Source organism: Novosphingobium mississippiense, from assembly GCF_044029535.1.
Classification (GTDB): domain Bacteria; phylum Pseudomonadota; class Alphaproteobacteria; order Sphingomonadales; family Sphingomonadaceae; genus Novosphingobium.
Map to the genome: position 1 here is coordinate 2,147,632 of NZ_CP147001.1, position 16,510 is coordinate 2,164,141.

Below are 16,510 nucleotides of genomic sequence, written 5' to 3' on the forward strand. Positions count from 1 at the left end.
TGTTTATCGCTATGCGAAATCGACGCCCGGCCCCGGGGATTGTTCCGGCGATGCGACGAAGCGACCTTGCGCCACGACGCCCCGTTCCCTAGATGTTCACGGGTGAACGATCTGCAATCCTCCCAGCCTGACGCCTCTTCCGACCCCTTGATCGAGGGGCTGAACCCGCCCCAGCGGGAGGCGGTGCTGACCACGGAAGGCCCGGTGCTGATGCTGGCAGGCGCAGGCACCGGAAAGACCGCGGCGTTGACGCGCAGGCTGGCGCACCTCGTCCGCAGCCGGCTTGCCTGGCCGAGCGAGATCCTCTGCGTCACCTTCACCAACAAGGCCGCGCGCGAAATGCGCGAACGTGTGGGGCACCTGATCGGCCCTGCCGTTGAAGGGATGCCTTGGCTTGGCACCTTCCATGCGATCGCCGCGAAGATGCTGCGCCGCCATGCCGAACTGGTGGGGCTGCAACCGAACTTCACGATCATCGATACCGACGATCAGCTTCGCGTCCTGAAGCAACTCATCCAGGCCGAGGGGCTGGACGAAAAGCGCTGGCCCGCCCGCCAACTGGCCGGCTGCATCGATCGCTGGAAGAATCGCGGCCTCAACCCCGCCGACCTCGATGCCGGGGAAAGCGAAGCCTATGCCAACGGGCGGGGGCAGAAGTTCTACCAGCTCTATCAGGATCGCCTGAAGACGCTGAACGCCTGCGATTTCGGCGATCTGCTGCTCCACATGCTCAACATCCTGCGCACCAATCGCGATGTGCTGCAGCAGTATCAGCAGCGCTTCAAATACGTGATGGTGGACGAATATCAGGACACCAACCAGGTTCAGTACCTCTGGCTGCGACTGATCGCGCAGGAGCGCAAGAACATCTGCGTGGTGGGCGACGATGACCAGTCGATCTACTCCTGGCGCGGCGCCGAAGTGGCCAATATCCTGAAGTTTGAAAAGGATTTCCCGGGCGCCAAGGTGATCCGGCTGGAGCAGAACTATCGCTCCACCCCGCAGATCCTGGCCGCCGCCTCGGGCCTGATCGGCGAGAATACGCAGCGCCTGGGCAAGACCCTGTGGACCGAGCGCCACCCCGGTGAGAAGGTGCGCGTGATCGGCGTGTGGGACGCGCCCGAGGAAGCACGCCGCGTGGGCGACGAGATCGAGCGACTGGAGCGCGAAGGCGCACCGCTCGACCAGATCGCCATCCTCGTGCGCGCGCAGTACCAGACGCGCGAGTTCGAAGACCGCTTCATCTCCATCGGCATGAAGTACCGCATCGTCGGCGGCTTCCGCTTCTATGAGCGCGCCGAAATCCGCGACGCCCTCGCCTATCTGCGCGTGATCGCACAACCTGCGGACGACCTTGCTTTCGAGCGGATCTACAACGCGCCCAAGCGCGGCCTTGGCGCCAAGGCGCTGGAAGCGCTGCACACGCTCGCGCGGCGCCGGGGCATTCCGCTCGCCATGGCCGCGATCGAGATTGCCGATACCGACGAACTGCCCGCCCGCGCACGCAACACCTTCCTCTCGCTGATGCGCGATTTCGCGCGCTGGCGCGACCTGTCGGGCACCGAAAATCCGGCCGATCTGATGCGCACCGTGCTGGATGAAAGCGGCTATACCGACGCGTTGCAGGCCGAAAAGACGCCCGAAGCTGCCGGTCGCCTCGAAAACCTGGTCGAACTCGCGCGCGCCATGGAGGAATATGAAAGCCTCGGCGATTTCCTCGAACACGTCAGTCTCGTCATGGACAACGATGCTGCTGCGGACGAGGAAAAGGTCACCATCATGACCATGCACGCGGCCAAGGGGCTGGAGTTCGACAACGTGTTCCTGCCGGGTTGGGAGGAAGGCGTGTTCCCCTCTCAGCGGGCGATGGACGAAGGCGGACTTGCCAGCCTGGAGGAAGAGCGCCGCCTCGCTTACGTCGCCATTACCCGCGCGCGGCGCAAGTGCACGATCCTTCATGCCGCCAACCGCCGCATCTATGGCCAATGGACCAGTTCGATACCTTCGCGCTTCATTGCGGAACTGCCGGAAGATCACGTGGATGCGGAAACCACGCTGTCGGGCGGCGCCTCGCTCTGGCGGGCGCAATGGACCGAAATGGCGGATCCCTTTGCCGAAGTCGCCCGCGCGCAGCCGGCGCGGACCTTGACGCGCGGCCCGGGGTGGCAGCGCGCAGCGGCGCAGGAATACGATCCCAAACCGCGCCGCATCGCCGAATCGACACGCAGCGCCGCCAGCTTCGCAGCGAAGCCGCGCACCGATATCGAGATCGGCGCCCGCGTCTTTCATGAAAAATTCGGCTACGGCAAAGTCACCGGGCAGGAAGGCAACAAGCTGGAGATCGAGTTCGAACAGGCCGGCGCCAAGCGCGTGCTGGACAGTTTCGTGAAGCCCGCCAGCGAAGTCTGAGCCGATTCTGGATCAGGCGTTCAGATCAAACCGGGCACCAGTCGCGAACGGACTTTCGCCGCATAGTCGCGATAGTCGGGATCTTTGTTGAGGATTTTCTCCTCCTCTTCCGTGCGCATCCACAGCAGGATCCAGGTCACGGCATAGATCGCGACATTCCAGGGCGAGAGATAGAGCAGCAGGTATCCAACCTGGTTGACGATATAGGCCATGTACATCGGATGGCGGACCACCCGGTAAAGACCGCCGCTCTTCACCCCACGATTGGCCGCGACCAGCCCGAAGCTGCGGCGCAACGAAAGCTTCGCAAAGATCGACAGGGTGACTCCGCCAACGATGAGCGTGGTGGAGACGAAATCCGGCGCAAGCTGCACACCATTCGGAACGATCAGCAGGCCCGCACACGTGCCGACAAAGCCGACGAGCACGGGCTTGACGCCTGTAGCCACATCTCCCGGACGCTGGATCAGGATCAGCGCCACGCCCAGCAGTTCGGCGATCAGGAAGACCACCAACTGGGGATGCTGCGGTACCGCCGGGAGCAGGCGATTGACCACCAGATAGGCCAGCAGAAGCAGAAACGCGCATTCGGCAAGATGGATCAGGCGAGCCAGTGTCATCAATGTCTCCCGCCCCGCCGCACCGGTCGAGGCATGCAATCCATTTAACCGGACACTGGTAAACAGCCATTTAAGCAGCTTCCGCGGTCATCCGAACGGATGTTTAGGTTCGCGAAACCATCACCGGCCTATGGCTGCCCGGTTCCTTCCTTGTCGCAGGGCCAGCCAGATGCATGAAATCGCCGTCATCCTGCGCCCGCTGGTGCTTGTGGCGCTGTTCCTGATCCCGCTGGAGCGGCTGTTGCCGGCAAGGGGCGGCACGCGCCGTACCCGCGCGGGACTGGTTGCCGATCTGCTCCACGCCACGATCGGCGCGCTGGTCATTCGATTCGGCGCCGTGATCCTGCTGACATGGTTTGCTCCGTCCGCGCCGGTAATCAGCCTGGTCGGCTACGCCCCGGTGTGGTTGCAGGTGATCGTGCTGCTGCTGGTGTGCGACCTGATCATCTGGTGCGTGCATCGCAGCTTCCACGCCGTGCCGTTCCTCTGGCGTTTCCATCGCATCCACCATTCCAGCCCGCATCTGGACTGGCTGGCCACGGCGCGCGTCCATCCGGTGGCACAGGTGATCTTCGCCACGGCCACGGCACTGCCGGTGTGTCTTGTGGCTTTCTCTCCGCTGGCGATGGCGATCTATCTCGGCGTGTATACCCTTCACGCCAACCTGTTGCATGCGGACACGCGCCTTTCATTCGGCCCGCTGGAAGCGATCTTCACCCCGCCCCGCATCCATCACTGGCATCACGCCGACGAGGTCGAAGCCTACGATACCAACTTCGGTTCGCAACTGGTGATCTGGGACAAGCTGTTCGGTACCGCCTATCGCCCCGAAACGGAGCGCCCTACCCGCTTCGGCGTGGATCCGGCTCCTGCGGAAGACTTTGCGGACCACCTGATCGCCCCATTCCGCAAGCAGCCAGCCGACGTGGCCGACAGTGGGCAGGCACTGAAAGGCTCACCCTCCGCCTAAGCGCGGCCAACCTTTCCTTCGCAGCTACTGTCCTGCGGAAACCGCCTCGATCTGCGACAGCAAGGGATCCGGCCCGTAGGTCGCGGTGCCGTCGGGGGCAAATTCCATGATTGCCTCACCCTGCCTTGATCGCGACTTCCACGCCGGAAGTCCCGACCCATTGGGATCGCCGGTCTTCGCGAAATTCACGATGTAGCCGCTGGCAATTCGGCCCATCTGGTTGTCGCGCTCGCTCGTCGCTTCGCCATACTTGATCGCCTGCGTGGCAAGGAAGAAGGGAATGTCGCTAGCATGCGCGGCACCCTTGCCGTCGGAAGCGATCGAACTGGCGACATAGCCGAAGCGGTATTCCCAGACCGGAACGCCCTGATCGGCGATCAGCCCGGAAATCTGCCGCGCACCGGTGATCATGCTGCCGCTCACCCCGCCCATATCGTCGCTGGTAGCACCGATGATCATCGGCACCTGACGGAACTCCGCCGAAGCATAAGCCTTGCGCTGATCCACCGCGATGCGTCCGTCCGGGAACGGACTGGCGAACGTGCGCGGCGCATCCGAAGGCGCGAAAAGCGCGACGAGGCTCAGGCCATCCACCACGTCGTCGGCCGATAGCGCCCGCAGCTTGGCCAGCGCGTCGGGATCGTCGGGCGCGATACCCTTCCCTCCGGCGAAGCGCAGACCGTCCGCCTCCACGGTGGCAAGGTCATGATCGAACAGCATCTTTCCATCGCCGCCGGACATGACCACCGCCTTGTCGAACAGCCCGTTGGCCATCGGCGAGGTGACGAGATTGTGCACCGACATGCCGCCCGCGCTCTCACCGATGATCGTCACATTGTCGGGATCGCCGCCGAAAGCCGCGATATTGCGCTGAAGCCATGTCAGCGCCGCGATCTGGTCCAGATAGCCGTAATTGCCCAGCAGGCCGACATCGGCATCCGCCGCCGTCAACGCAGGATGGGCGAAAGTGCCGAAACGGCCGACGCGGTAGTTGAAGCTGAAGAACAGCACACCCTGCTTCGCCAGCTCGGCACCCGAATAAGTGGGCGGCGAGGCACCGCCATTGACGAAGCCGCCGCCGTAGATCCACACCACCACCGGCAGCTTGCCGCCCGCCTTCTCCGGCCGCCAGACATTGGCATAGAGGCAATCCTCGGCGGGAGGGGTACCCAGCGGCGCTGCATCGCCGTCAAACGGCTTCTGCATGCAGTCGTGCCCATATTCGGTCGCCTTGCGGACGCCGTCCCAGTCCGCCGCCGATTGCGGTGCGCGCCAGCGCAAGTCTCCAACTGGCGGAGCGGCGAAGGGAATGCCCTTCCAACTCAGGACGCCATCCGTCTCGCTCCCTTCCAGGCTGCCGTTCTCAACCTGCACGACGGTTTCCGGGTCGGCATGCGCCGCACAGGCCGCACCAAGACAGAGCGATAGCGCCAGAGCCAGTTTCGCCCCCCTGCCTGCCGCCCATCGCATATGCCAACTCCCTGTCTTGAAAGACCTAGCTCTGACACAGGCCGGCGGCGGCCATCAAGCAAGATGCCGGAAAAAAGCGCACCAAAAAAGCAAACGGGGAGCCGTTGGGCTCCCCGAAAGACTTGATCAGGCTGACTTGCGATGCGGGTGTCAGGCCAGGGCCGAAACGCCGAGGAATTCCGGGATCGGGCCGTTCCAGCCCATATCGGCCGGCTCTTCCTCACGACGGCGGTTGCGGCGATTGTCGTTGCGCGGCGCCTTGGCAGGCACCTTAGCCTCGCGTTCCGGAGCGCTTTCGCGAATGGTCGGAACGCTTTCGCGAACGGCCGGAGCGCGTTCGCGGGCAGGACGACGTGCCGACCGCTCTTCGCGATCCTCGCGGGCGCGGGGCTCGGGCCGTTCATCGCGACGCTCGGTACGTTCGCGCTTTTCGCGGCGCGGCTTTTCCTCACGCTCCGCAGAACGCGTCGCCGAGCGCGCAGGCGCGGCATCCTCAAGCGCGACCTCGAACACGGGAATCTTGCCACCGGTCAGCTTCTCCACGCCTTCGATGGCCTCGGCATCTTCCGGGGCGACCAGCGTGAAGGCGCGGCCCGTGGCGCCGCCACGGCCGGTGCGGCCGATGCGGTGGACGTAGTCGTCCGGATGCCAGGGCGTGTCGAAATTGAAGACGTGGCTAACGCCCTTCACGTCGAGCCCGCGGGCGGCAACGTCGGAGGCGACCAGGATGTTGATCACCCCGTCCTTGAAGTTCTGCAGTTCGGCCAGACGCGCGGGCTGGTCCATGTCGCCGTGAATTTCGCCGGCGGCAAAGCCGTGGCTTTTCAGGCTCTTCGCCAGCTCGCGCACCGTGGTCTTGCGGTTGGCGAAGATGATCGCCGTGGTCACATTGTCCGTGCGCAGCAGGTGGCGCAGCACCTCCCGCTTCTTCCGCGACTGCACCGCCACCTTGTGCTGGACGATGTTGGTGTTGGTCGAGGCCGGACGCGCGACTTCGATGTATTTGGGGTTCGACAGGAAGCGGTCCGCCAGCTTCTTGATCGGCGGCGGCATCGTAGCCGAAAACAGCAGCGTCTGCCGGTTGGTCGGCAGCTTCGAACAGATGCTTTCGATGTCGGGGATGAAGCCCATGTCGAGCATGCGGTCCGCCTCGTCGATCACCAGCAGTTCGCAGCCCGTGAGCAGGATCTTGCCGCGTTCGAACAGGTCCATCAGGCGGCCGGGCGTGGCGATCAGCACGTCCACGCCTTCCTGCAGCGCCTTGACCTGATCGCCCATCTGCACGCCGCCGATCAGCAGCGCCATCTTCAGGTCGTGGTTCTTGCCGTACTTCTCGAAATTCTCGGCAACCTGCGCGGCCAGTTCGCGCGTCGGTTCCAGAATCAGAGAGCGCGGCATCAGCGCGCGGCGGCGGCCGTGGGCCAGGATGTCGATCATCGGCAGCACGAAGCTGGCAGTCTTGCCGGTACCCGTCTGCGCGATGCCGATAAGGTCCTTCATCATGAGGACCGGCGGAATGGCCTGCGCCTGAATTGGAGTCGGTTCGCTGTAACCCGCGGTTTCCACCGCGTGCAGCAATTCGTCAGACAGGCCGAGATCGGCAAAGCTCATAGGCAGACTGGTTTATCCGAAGTTCAGGGAAGCAAGGGTATTCGCCGATGTAGCCATCAAAGGCATCGCAACGCGTTCAGGCCGGGGCCTTTCGTGCGTACCGAACGTACACCTACGCGGCCCATTTGCGCGAACTGCCCCGAAAGTCAAGGAAATCCGCGCCGAGGACGATTCTGCCCGATTGTTTCAGTGCCCTGTGGCCACCAGTTGACGCAGTCGCGTGAGTTTGCAGTTCGATCCGCTGCGCGAAAGCAGCGTGTCCCGATCCACGCAAAGCTGCCCGTCTGCAGAGCGGGATAGCAGGAATCCCGAATAGAACGCACCGGCGCGGCAGGCCTTTTCCAGCTCGGCACTGATGATGCGGCGGTCGCGCATGAATAGCAGCAGATTGCGTTGCCCTTCCGGCTGAACCCCCGCGATTCCCGCTATGGGCAGGCATTTGCCGATCTTGCGCTCCGTATAGCGCGGCGAACCGGCGCTTTCGGCCAGCGATTCCGGGCCGTCAGGGTCCGGCAGCGGCGCGCGCGGGGAAATGCGGATGGTCATGCGCTGCTCGATTCGGATCTGCCACGCCTCGTCCGAATCGGGGCGCGGAAACGCGAAGACCGCGGCCGGGTGACCGCCGGCCGAGTCGGACCAGTCCGCCGGCCAGCCACCGGGCCCATCCCCTTCGGGCATGACATAGCCCGACGAATCGGGCTGCACCGCCTCTGCAGGATGCGCCGAATCGCCCTTGCCCCGATCGCTTCCGCCTGCCGCCGGGAACAGCAGCATGAGCGGGTAGAGCAGGACTGACGCAAGATTCATGAAAAGAGCTGATCCCCGAACGGCCCGGAGCGCGACAAGGCCGTGCCACACCCCTTAGCCCGGGAGCTTGAACCACCGCTTAACCCAAACGGCAAGTCGTCCCGGCAGCAAACCACGTGAAACCGATTAGCGGCTGTGCCATATCGCCCCTATGACTACGACCGACAGCCCCGCCGCCGATGCCCGTTCAGCCGATGCCCGCGCCGCCGACGCTTTCCTGAGCGAAGCCGGAGCGCTGCTCGGCCCGCGCGGCCTCACCACAGATGCCGACCTCCTGGCCCCCTGGCTGACCGACTGGCGCGGCCGATTCACCGGCAAGGCCCTCGCCATGGCCTCCCCCGCCACCACCGAAGAGCTTTCGGCGCTGGCCCGTCTCTGCACCCGCCACGGCATCGCCATCGTCCCACAGGGCGGCAACAGCGGCATGTCCGGCGGTGCAACGCCTGACGAAAGCGGGCACGCCCTGCTGCTTTCGTTGCGACGCATGAGCGCGGTTCGCCATTTCGACGTCGAAGCCCGCCAGATCACGTGCGAGGCCGGCGTGGTCCTTCAGAACCTGCATGAACTTGCCGAAGCGCAGGGCCTGCGCTTCCCGCTCTCGCTGGGCGGCAAGGGTTCGGCCACGGTCGGCGGCCTGATCTCCACCAACGCCGGCGGCACCCAGGTGCTGCGTCACGGCTCCATGCGCGCGCTGGTACTGGGGCTGGAAGCGGTGCTGGCGGATGGGCAGGTCTATTCGATGCTGACGCCGCTGAAGAAGGACAATCGCGGTTTCGACCTCAAGCAGCTTTTCATCGGCTCCGAAGGCACGATGGGCATGGTCACCGCCGCCACCCTGAAGCTTTCGCCCGCAGTGGCGGAGCGGGTGGTGATCTGGGCCGGCGTGCCCACGCTGGGCGCCGCGCGCAAGCTGCTGCTCCATTGCGAGGATGCGGCGGGTGACGCGTTGGAAGGGTTCGAGGTGATGCCGCAGGCCTGCCTCGACGCGGTGCTGGAACATCTTCCCGATGCCCGTGCGCCGCTGGAAGGCCGCCATGGCTGGCACGTCCTGATCGAAGTTGTGGCCGACCGCACGAGCGCCGACACGCTGCGCGACCGGTGCGAGACGATGATGGCCGACGCTTTCGAAGCGGAACTGCTGGAAGACGCCACGATGTCCGCCAGCGAGGCGCAGGCGGAAGCGATGTGGCTGCTTCGCGAATCGGTCGCCCCGGCGGAGCGCGCACGCGGTCCGGCCGTTCAGCATGACATTTCCGTGCCCGTTGAGAAGATGCCGGACTTCGTCGAGACCACCGCGCCGATGATCGAGGCGAAGTGGCCCGGCACCGAAGCGGTGGCCTTCGGGCATCTGGGCGACGGCAACGTGCACTATCACGTGATCGCCCCCAGCGTGACCGACGGAGCCGCCTGGCAGATCAAGGAAGGCAAGGAAATCAGCCGTTACGTGCACGATCTCGTCACCGAATGGGGCGGCTCGATCTCGGCAGAGCACGGCATCGGCCAATTGAAGCGTGACGAACTGGCGCGCCTTGGCGATCCCGTGGCGCTGTCCATCCTCCACGCGGTCAAGCAGGCGCTCGATCCGCAAGGGCTGCTGAACCCCGGCAAGCTGATCTAGGCAGCAGGTACACCGACTCGCCGGATATCCCCGTTTCGGCCCGGGAGCGTGCTTGCGTGCGCCCCCTTGGCCTTCTAAAGCCACGCTCTTGGAAATTTCCCAGACTTGCGGAGAGTATCGCAATGGCCACCGCGCCGCAGAATCCTGCCCTGCCCCTGTTCTACAAGGACCTAGTGCCGCTGAATTCCCAGCAGCACGCCAGCTGGAAGACCCGTTCGACCGACAAGGCCACCTGGCTGGTCGGCGTCAACTCGGTGCCGCTGACCGTTGAGGAATTTCCGCAGGCCCAGCGCCACTTCCCGATCATCTTCACCTCGGGCGAGAACCCGGTGCCGCTGATCCTGATGGGCATGAACGAAGGCGTGAACGTTTTCGTGAACGACGAAGGCCTGGTCACCGAGCAGGTCTATGTGCCTGCCTATGCGCGCCGCTATCCCTTCATGCTGGCCCGCCTGCGCCCGGACAGTGAAGAGCTGTCGCTCTGCGTCGACCCGTCGAGCGATCTCGTCGGCGAGATGGAAGAAGGCGAAGCCCTGTTCAACGAAGGCGAGCCGACCGACGCCACCAAGAACATGCTCAAGTTCTGCGAGAACTTCGAGATCGCCGGCACCAAGACCGCCAACTTCATGGCGGAACTGGCCAAGCACAACCTGCTGATGGAAGGCGAGCTGAACATCGACATCGGCACCGGCCAGCCCTTCACCTATCGCGGTTTCCAGATGGTGGACGAAACCAAGCTGCGCGAAGTGCGCGGCGACGTGCTGCGCCAGTGGAACCAGAACGGCATGCTGCCGCTGATCTACGCCCACCTCTTCTCGCTCGACCTGGTTCGCGACATCTTCGGTCGCCAGGTTTCGCAGGGCAAGGGCCCGCAGATCCCGGTCAACGCCTGATCCTTTCGGCCGGGATCCGGCCGAACGAAAGCCAAGTAAAACCGTAAGGGGTGGGAGTTTTTTTGACATTTTTGTCACACTCCCACCCCTTTCTGCATCAGGTTTTCGACGCGAGCTTGCAATCGGTATGCAGCTTGCTTCATTCTAAGGGTTGAATGTCGCCGAAGGCTTGCTATGTTGGCAATGCCTGATCGGCGCTACCCTCATGGCCCGGTCGGGTTGGTGCACATCGTGCACCTCCTCCCTGAACCTTGGCCACCTCGCGCATCGCGCGAGGTGGTTTTTTAATGTCTTCAGTAAATTAGCGGATTTGACGGGAAGTCCGGTTGAGGGATGCCCCCACGCATCGCGGCACCGCCCGACGCGAATCGCTTGCGCTACCGGCCGATCACTCGGCGGCCTGCGCCCACTCCTTGCCACCCAGCTCACCGACACCCGCAGCCAGTCGGCGTACGAGCCCGACCAGAAGCTCGATTGCCGCCGGCAAGCCGGAGCCCGGCTCGGACAAGTGCGAATCGAGATAGCAACTGCGGTCCACCTCCAGTTGCATGGCGTGAATGCCCTCACCCGGCGCGGCATGGCGCTCCAGCACGTAACCGCCAGCGTAGGGGCGATTGTGGGCGGCAACCTGCCCATTGGCGGCAAACCACGAGAAGGCGCCGGCGATCAGGCTGCCGTGGCAGGTGGCACCAAACCGGTCCCCCACCACGAAGCGCGGCGCCTCACCACCCAGCCTGGCCGGCAGCGGAGGCATCGAATGCAGGTCGAGCAGCAGCGCCGCACCCCACCGCTGGCGCAAATCGATCAGATGCTGCCCCAGCGCCTCATGATAGGGCTGGTGGATACCTTCGATGCGCGCCGCAAGGTCGGCACGTTCGTGCCGCCGCCGCCACAGTTCCCCAACGCCGGGCAAGCGACGGGGAATCAGACCCAGCCCGCTGCGCGCGCGTCGGCTTGGCAACCCCGGCGATGCGGGGCGAGCGGAACGACCGAACATCTCCCAATCGATATCGTCCGGCGCGCGGTTGAGATCGATCATCGCGCGCGGTGCCTGCGCCAGCAGCAGCCCGGCACCCGTCGCCCGGGCAACGGCCTGGGCGATCCTGTCGACATAGCGATCCTCCAGCCGCAACGCGACCGAATCGGGATGACGCAGATCGTCCAGCAGAGATCGTGGATAGGCGCGGCCCGCGTGGGGAACCGCGATCAGAACGGGCAGAACCGAGGGCTCCGCCCCCTCGAAAGTGAAGGCCGGAATGCCTGGAGCGCCGGGAATCCAGCCGCCCGCCAGTTTCTGCGAATCACTCTCACCCGAAGCCGATACCATGTTCGAAAGCTGGCGCTTTGGCCCGCGCAAGTCAAAGCGTCCCGTAACCGGTCACCCGCTTTTTCGGGACGAGAATTTTAACCGGTTAAGCGCTATGCCTATAGCCTTAACCAGTGCGACGCGCTGCGCGCGAACGATTCAGGACATAAAGCCGATGATCCGCATCCTGCTTGCCGAAGACGACCAGGCCATGCGCACCTACCTTGCCAGGGCACTGCAGAACGCCGGCTACGACATCACCGCCGTAGATCGCGGCACCGCCGCCCTGCCGCTGCTGGAGAGCCAGCATTTCGACCTCCTGCTTTCCGACATCGTCATGCCCGAGATGGACGGCATCGAACTGGCGCAACGCTGTGCCGACGTTTCGCCGACCACGAAAGTGATGTTCATCACCGGCTTCGCCGCCGTCACGCTGCGCGCCAGCCGCGAGGCGCCGCACGCCAAGGTGCTGTCGAAGCCCTTCCACTTGCGCGACATCGTGATGGAAGTGCAGCGCGTTTTCGGCCTTTCCGAGCACGCGCAGCTTTGATCCCTTTCATCCACAGGTCTTCCACAGGCCGAAAAATCGGGCGGCAAACTTTTTTGAAGAATCGGGTTGCCAACCCCCAAGGTCACCGTTAGAGGGCCACTCCACCGAGCGGCACTACGGCGCCGCAACGGACCAACCGAATGGTGTGGGCGTATAGCTCAGTGGTAGAGCACTATGTTGACATCGTAGGGGTCGCAAGTTCAATCCTTGCTACGCCCACCATTCGAGAAACCCCGGAAATCCTCGGATTTCGCGGGGTTTTTCTTTGCCCGTCGCCCAGCCACCCGGCGTAAGCCGCAACTGCACCGCCGCTTTTCGCGCTTGCTGACCGGCTGCCCAGACGGAACACCGACGGCAACGCCAATCGCACGAGGCAGCAGCAGCCATGTTCGACGAGATTCGGAGCGAGATGGCGCGGCGCAGCCGGCCTGAACGCGCCAGCCTGACGGCAGAGATGCACAGTCGCAAGCTGCCACCCTTCTCCGCCCCCGCCCGCCTGATGCAGTTCGTGCTGCTGGCCAGCGAGGCCGAAATGGAGGCCGCGGCCGTCCACTTCGATGCGGGACGCCTGAATGCGAACGGGGCCCGCCATGCCGTGATCGATCTGGGCGGGGCCACGCTCGTCTGGGAACGCCACAGCGAATTCGCCACCTACAACTTCATCATCGCCGGCGCTTTCGACGCACCGTTCGACGAGGAGGCCTTTGCCCGGTTCGTCGCGCCGTGGCTGGGCCGGATGCCTGGCGCGATCATCCGCGCCAGCTTCCTGGCGATCTGTCGCACCGGCGACCCCGGCCGACTGCCCCAGCAGTGGGCGCAATGGTTCGATGCCGACGATCTCGTCGTCTGCGACGTGCATGACGGCCATGCCCGCATCTGGTCGGATTTCCGCCTGCACGACGGCTTCGGCCGAATGTTCGTGGCGGTGCGCGACGACGATCCCCGCCGCATTCCCGCTCTGGCCCAGTCGCTGCTGGAACTGGGCAACTATCGCAAGCTGGCCCTGCTCGGCCTGCCCGCCGCCCAGGAGCACGGCCCGGAACTGCGCCGGATCGAGAACGACCTTGCCCAGTTGAGCGGCGATATCGATCGGGAGGCCCGCCCGCGCGAGGAACTGCTTCATGCGATCGGCGGGCTTGGCTCGCGGCTGGCCCAGATCACCGCCTCCACACGCTACCGCATGAGCGCCACCGCCGCCTATGCCGCGATCTGCGATGATCGCGTGCAATCGCTGGCCGTCAGTGCAGTGGGCGGCGGGCAGACGCTGGTAGGCTTCACCCAGCGCCGCCTGCACCCGGCCGTGCAGACTTGCGCCAGCTTCGTGCAGCGGCTCGACGATCTGGCCGGACGCGTCACCTGGACCGCCGAACTGCTGCGCACCCGCATCGACACGGAAATCGCCGCCCAGAATCGCGATCTCCTGGCCTCGCTCGATCGACGCAACGCGATGCAGTTGCGGCTTCAGCAGACGGTGGAGGGCCTCTCGGTCGCGGCGATCTCCTACTACACGGTCAGCCTTGTCGGCTATCTGGCGAAAGCATCGCACGCGGCATGGCATTGGCCGGATTACGAACTGGCCACCGGCGTCAGCGTGCCCTTCGTGGTCGCCTTCGTCGCCTGGACCACGCATCGGCTGCGCAAGGCGCACAGCGATCACTAGAGCCCCCAGGGGAGTCGATGCCGCGGGAGGGTGCCTTATGTGCAAGCGCACCGCCGCGCATTGCGCGTCGCCGGGCCGATACCTGCCTTGCTAAGCGCCGCGCCGCTGCCTAAGAGACCCCCAAATCTCATCCCCAGGGGAGTTTTCTGGAATGGCGAAAATCAAGGTCAAGAACCCCATCGTCGAGATGGACGGCGATGAAATGACGCGGATCATCTGGGAATGGATCCGTGAACGACTGATCCTCCCCTACCTCGACGTCGACCTCAAGTACTACGACCTCTCGGTCGAAAAGCGTGACGAGACGGGCGACCAGATCACCGTCGACGCCGCCAACGCCACCAAGGAATATGGCGTTGCCGTGAAGTGCGCGACCATCACGCCCGACGAAGCGCGCGTTACCGAATTCAACCTCAAGAAGATGTGGAAGTCGCCCAACGGCACGATCCGCAACATCCTGGGCGGCGTCGTGTTCCGCGAGCCGATCGTGATCTCGAACGTGCCCCGCCTGGTTCCGGGCTGGACCGACCCGATCGTCGTCGGCCGTCACGCCTTCGGCGACCAGTACAAGGCCACCGACACCCTGATCCCCGGCGCCGGCAAGCTGCGCCTGGTGTGGGACGGCGAGAACGGCGAGAAGATCGACCTCGACGTGTTCGACTTTCCGGCTCCGGGCGTCGCCATGGCGATGTACAACCTGGACGAATCGATCCGCGACTTCGCACGCGCCTCGTTCAACTACGGCCTCAACCTGGGCTGGCCGGTGTACCTGTCGACCAAGAACACCATCCTCAAGGCCTATGACGGCCGCTTCAAGGATCTGTTCCAGGAAGTGTTCGACAGCGAAGGCTTCGCCGAGAAGTTCAAGGCTGCCGGCATCCACTACGAACACCGCCTGATCGACGACATGGTCGCCTCGGCGCTCAAGTGGTCGGGCAAGTTCGTCTGGGCCTGCAAGAACTACGACGGCGACGTGCAGTCGGACACCGTTGCGCAGGGCTTCGGCTCGCTGGGCCTGATGACCTCGGTCCTGCTCTCGCCCGACGGCAAGACCGTTGAAGCGGAAGCCGCGCACGGCACCGTGACCCGTCACTACCGCCAGCACCAGCAGGGCAAGGCAACCTCGACCAACCCGATCGCCTCGATCTTCGCCTGGACGCGCGGCATCGCCTATCGCGGCAAGTTCGACGAGACGCCGGAAGTGGTGAAGTTCGCCGAGACGCTGGAGCAGGTCTGCATCGAAACCGTCGAAAGCGGCAAGATGACCAAGGACCTCGCGCTGCTGATCGGTCCGGACCAGAACTGGATGACCACCGAGCAGTTCTTCGAGGCCATCGTGCAGAACCTCGAAGCCAAGATGGCGGCTTGGGGCTAAGCCCTTCGCCTGACTGGACTTTGGTTCAAGAAAGACCCTCCGCCGAAAGGCGGGGGGTTTTTTCTTTGGCTTCGGGCCAATCCGGCCGGATTGAGAGACCCGGTGCCCAAACCCTCCAAACTCGTCGCCCCCGCGAAGGCGGGGGGCCTGCTTTTTGACTTACGCGCAGGCAGAGAGATCGTGACAATACGACGCCTCCGGCGTCTCCCCGTCATTGCGTGCCTGAATAAGAAGCGGGATCCCCGCCTTCGCGGGGATGACGGGGTTGCCTAGCCAACGGCAGCGGTGGCGCGATCTCTCCTGTCAGATCAGCAGAGCATCAGCCCATCACGCGAAGGCTTCCTCGCCCTCCAGCTTGGTGCGGTGCATCAGGCGGCCGCTATTGGCCGGATACCAGGTGGCGCGATGCATGGTGCCGGTGTTGTCCCAAATCACTGTCTCGCCCAGCGTCCACTTGTGGCGATAGACGAAGCGCGGCTGCGTCGCCCAGTCGCGCAGGCGCACCAGCAGTTCCTCGCTCTTGGCCCAGTCCATGCCCACCACCTGCTGCGCGGTATTGCCCAGCACCAGCGACTTGCGGCCCGACTCGTGGGTCCAGACCAGCGGCAGCGTGTTCTCCCCGCGCGACTTCCAGGCCATCAGCAGTTCGTAGCTGGGCTCTGGCTGGTGATAGAGTTGCGATCGCCAGAGCGAGTGAACCACTTGCAGCCCCTCGATCGCGGCCTTGTCCTCATCGGAAAGCGCATCGTAAGCGGCGTAAGTATTGCAGAACTCGGTATCGCCGCCCTCTTCCGAAAGCTTGCGGCTCGACAGGATCGAGGCACGGATCGGCACTTGCGACATGGTGCCGTCGATATGCCAGAAGAACGCGCCCTTCAGGTAATCGGCATTGGGATTGATCCGCGTGTCCAGCGTGATCGGATAGACGTTGTCACCGTCTTTGCCCGCCTGCTCATGCACTTCATGCGCGAAAGTACCCAGCGTCTTGGTGAAAGCGATCTGCTCTTCATCGGTAAAGTGCGCATCCTGAAAGACCAGCACGCCGCGCGCTTCCAGCAGGTCGCGGATTTCCGCCGCGCGGGTGCCGGACAGCAGCGTCTCCTTGTCGGCCCGGATCACCGCGCCGATCGCGGGCGCGGCATCGGAAACGCTCCAGTGGGTGGATGGAATCGAAGTCGTTGCCATCGAATACTCTCCCAGACGCTCTTCGGCGCTCATTGC

Annotated in this window: 13 protein-coding genes and 1 tRNA gene; 8 read left to right on the plus strand and 6 right to left on the minus strand. The window is 64.3% G+C overall.

Features of this window, described 5'->3' with window-relative positions:
• The first annotated feature begins 102 nt into the window (after window positions 1-102).
• On the plus strand, window positions 103-2,409 hold the full coding sequence (locus WBP06_RS10275) for an ATP-dependent helicase (RefSeq protein ID WP_395327171.1): 2,307 nt from the start codon (window positions 103-105) through the stop codon (window positions 2,407-2,409).
• Between the two features lie 20 nt (window positions 2,410-2,429).
• Here the strand turns inward: WBP06_RS10275 and WBP06_RS10280 are convergent, their stop codons facing one another.
• A complete protein-coding gene (locus WBP06_RS10280) occupies window positions 2,430-3,029 on the minus strand; it encodes a methyltransferase family protein (protein WP_395327172.1) in 600 nt (199 codons plus the stop codon).
• A 169-nt stretch (window positions 3,030-3,198) separates the two neighbouring features.
• Between WBP06_RS10280 and WBP06_RS10285 the strand changes: the two genes are divergently transcribed.
• Window positions 3,199-3,999 (plus strand): sterol desaturase family protein, encoded by an 801-nt coding sequence (locus WBP06_RS10285; protein ID WP_395327174.1) that lies wholly within the window; start codon window positions 3,199-3,201, stop codon window positions 3,997-3,999.
• 24 nt (window positions 4,000-4,023) lie between these two features.
• On the opposite strand, the gene WBP06_RS10290 is transcribed toward WBP06_RS10285, so the two are convergent.
• The 3 genes from WBP06_RS10290 to WBP06_RS10300 all read right to left on the minus strand — a co-directional run bounded on the left by WBP06_RS10290 (window position 4,024) and on the right by WBP06_RS10300 (window position 7,887).
• Complete coding sequence (locus WBP06_RS10290) at window positions 4,024-5,469, minus strand: carboxylesterase/lipase family protein (RefSeq protein WP_395327176.1); 1,446 nt, start codon at window positions 5,467-5,469, stop codon at window positions 4,024-4,026.
• A 150-nt stretch (window positions 5,470-5,619) separates the two neighbouring features.
• Window positions 5,620-7,080 carry a DEAD/DEAH box helicase gene (locus WBP06_RS10295; RefSeq protein ID WP_395327178.1) on the minus strand — a complete coding sequence of 487 codons (1,461 nt, stop codon included), beginning with the start codon at window positions 7,078-7,080 and terminating at the stop codon, window positions 5,620-5,622.
• A 186-nt stretch (window positions 7,081-7,266) separates the two neighbouring features.
• On the minus strand, window positions 7,267-7,887 hold the full coding sequence (locus WBP06_RS10300; RefSeq protein WP_395327179.1) for a hypothetical protein: 621 nt from the start codon (window positions 7,885-7,887) through the stop codon (window positions 7,267-7,269).
• Between the two features lie 151 nt (window positions 7,888-8,038).
• Between WBP06_RS10300 and WBP06_RS10305 the strand changes: the two genes are divergently transcribed.
• Window positions 8,039-9,505, plus strand: a complete 1,467-nt coding sequence (locus tag WBP06_RS10305; RefSeq protein ID WP_395327181.1) for an FAD-binding oxidoreductase — start codon at window positions 8,039-8,041, stop codon at window positions 9,503-9,505.
• A 122-nt stretch (window positions 9,506-9,627) separates the two neighbouring features.
• The gene (locus WBP06_RS10310; RefSeq protein ID WP_395327183.1) at window positions 9,628-10,398 is read left to right on the plus strand and encodes a SapC family protein; all 771 of its coding nucleotides are present in this window, start codon (window positions 9,628-9,630) and stop codon (window positions 10,396-10,398) included.
• A 388-nt stretch (window positions 10,399-10,786) separates the two neighbouring features.
• On the opposite strand, the gene WBP06_RS10315 is transcribed toward WBP06_RS10310, so the two are convergent.
• Complete coding sequence (locus tag WBP06_RS10315; protein ID WP_395334122.1) at window positions 10,787-11,725, minus strand: N-formylglutamate amidohydrolase; 939 nt, start codon at window positions 11,723-11,725, stop codon at window positions 10,787-10,789.
• A 154-nt stretch (window positions 11,726-11,879) separates the two neighbouring features.
• Between WBP06_RS10315 and cpdR the strand changes: the two genes are divergently transcribed.
• The 4 genes from cpdR (at window position 11,880) to WBP06_RS10335 (ending at window position 15,289) form a co-directional block, all read left to right on the plus strand.
• Complete coding sequence (gene cpdR, locus WBP06_RS10320; protein WP_395327185.1) at window positions 11,880-12,254, plus strand: cell cycle two-component system response regulator CpdR; 375 nt, start codon at window positions 11,880-11,882, stop codon at window positions 12,252-12,254.
• Window positions 12,255-12,401: 147 nt separating this feature from the next.
• Window positions 12,402-12,476: transfer RNA gene (locus WBP06_RS10325), tRNA-Val, on the plus strand.
• Window positions 12,477-12,639: 163 nt separating this feature from the next.
• Window positions 12,640-13,914: a DUF3422 family protein gene (locus WBP06_RS10330; RefSeq protein ID WP_395327186.1), complete on the plus strand. Its 1,275-nt coding sequence runs from the start codon at window positions 12,640-12,642 to the stop codon at window positions 13,912-13,914.
• Window positions 13,915-14,065: 151 nt separating this feature from the next.
• On the plus strand, window positions 14,066-15,289 hold the full coding sequence (locus tag WBP06_RS10335; RefSeq protein ID WP_395327188.1) for an NADP-dependent isocitrate dehydrogenase: 1,224 nt from the start codon (window positions 14,066-14,068) through the stop codon (window positions 15,287-15,289).
• Between the two features lie 327 nt (window positions 15,290-15,616).
• Here the strand turns inward: WBP06_RS10335 and WBP06_RS10340 are convergent, their stop codons facing one another.
• Complete coding sequence (locus WBP06_RS10340; RefSeq protein ID WP_395327189.1) at window positions 15,617-16,474, minus strand: TauD/TfdA dioxygenase family protein; 858 nt, start codon at window positions 16,472-16,474, stop codon at window positions 15,617-15,619.
• Window positions 16,475-16,510: the final 36 nt, after the last annotated feature.

Excerpts from the sequence above, each read along its gene's own strand:
- WBP06_RS10280 (WP_395327172.1), bottom strand. The coding sequence starts at position 3,029 with ATGACACTGGCTCGCCTGATCCATCTTGCCGAATGCGCGTTTCTGCTT.
- WBP06_RS10285 (WP_395327174.1), top strand. The coding sequence starts at position 3,199 with ATGCATGAAATCGCCGTCATCCTGCGCCCGCTGGTGCTTGTGGCGCTG.
- WBP06_RS10290 (WP_395327176.1), bottom strand. The coding sequence starts at position 5,469 with ATGCGATGGGCGGCAGGCAGGGGGGCGAAACTGGCTCTGGCGCTATCG.
- WBP06_RS10295 (WP_395327178.1), bottom strand. The coding sequence starts at position 7,080 with ATGAGCTTTGCCGATCTCGGCCTGTCTGACGAATTGCTGCACGCGGTG.
- WBP06_RS10300 (WP_395327179.1), bottom strand. The coding sequence starts at position 7,887 with ATGAATCTTGCGTCAGTCCTGCTCTACCCGCTCATGCTGCTGTTCCCG.
- WBP06_RS10305 (WP_395327181.1), top strand. The coding sequence starts at position 8,039 with ATGACTACGACCGACAGCCCCGCCGCCGATGCCCGTTCAGCCGATGCC.
- WBP06_RS10310 (WP_395327183.1), top strand. The coding sequence starts at position 9,628 with ATGGCCACCGCGCCGCAGAATCCTGCCCTGCCCCTGTTCTACAAGGAC.
- WBP06_RS10315 (WP_395334122.1), bottom strand. The coding sequence starts at position 11,725 with ATGGTATCGGCTTCGGGTGAGAGTGATTCGCAGAAACTGGCGGGCGGC.
- cpdR (WP_395327185.1), top strand. The coding sequence starts at position 11,880 with ATGATCCGCATCCTGCTTGCCGAAGACGACCAGGCCATGCGCACCTAC.
- WBP06_RS10330 (WP_395327186.1), top strand. The coding sequence starts at position 12,640 with ATGTTCGACGAGATTCGGAGCGAGATGGCGCGGCGCAGCCGGCCTGAA.
- WBP06_RS10335 (WP_395327188.1), top strand. The coding sequence starts at position 14,066 with ATGGCGAAAATCAAGGTCAAGAACCCCATCGTCGAGATGGACGGCGAT.
- WBP06_RS10340 (WP_395327189.1), bottom strand. The coding sequence starts at position 16,474 with ATGGCAACGACTTCGATTCCATCCACCCACTGGAGCGTTTCCGATGCC.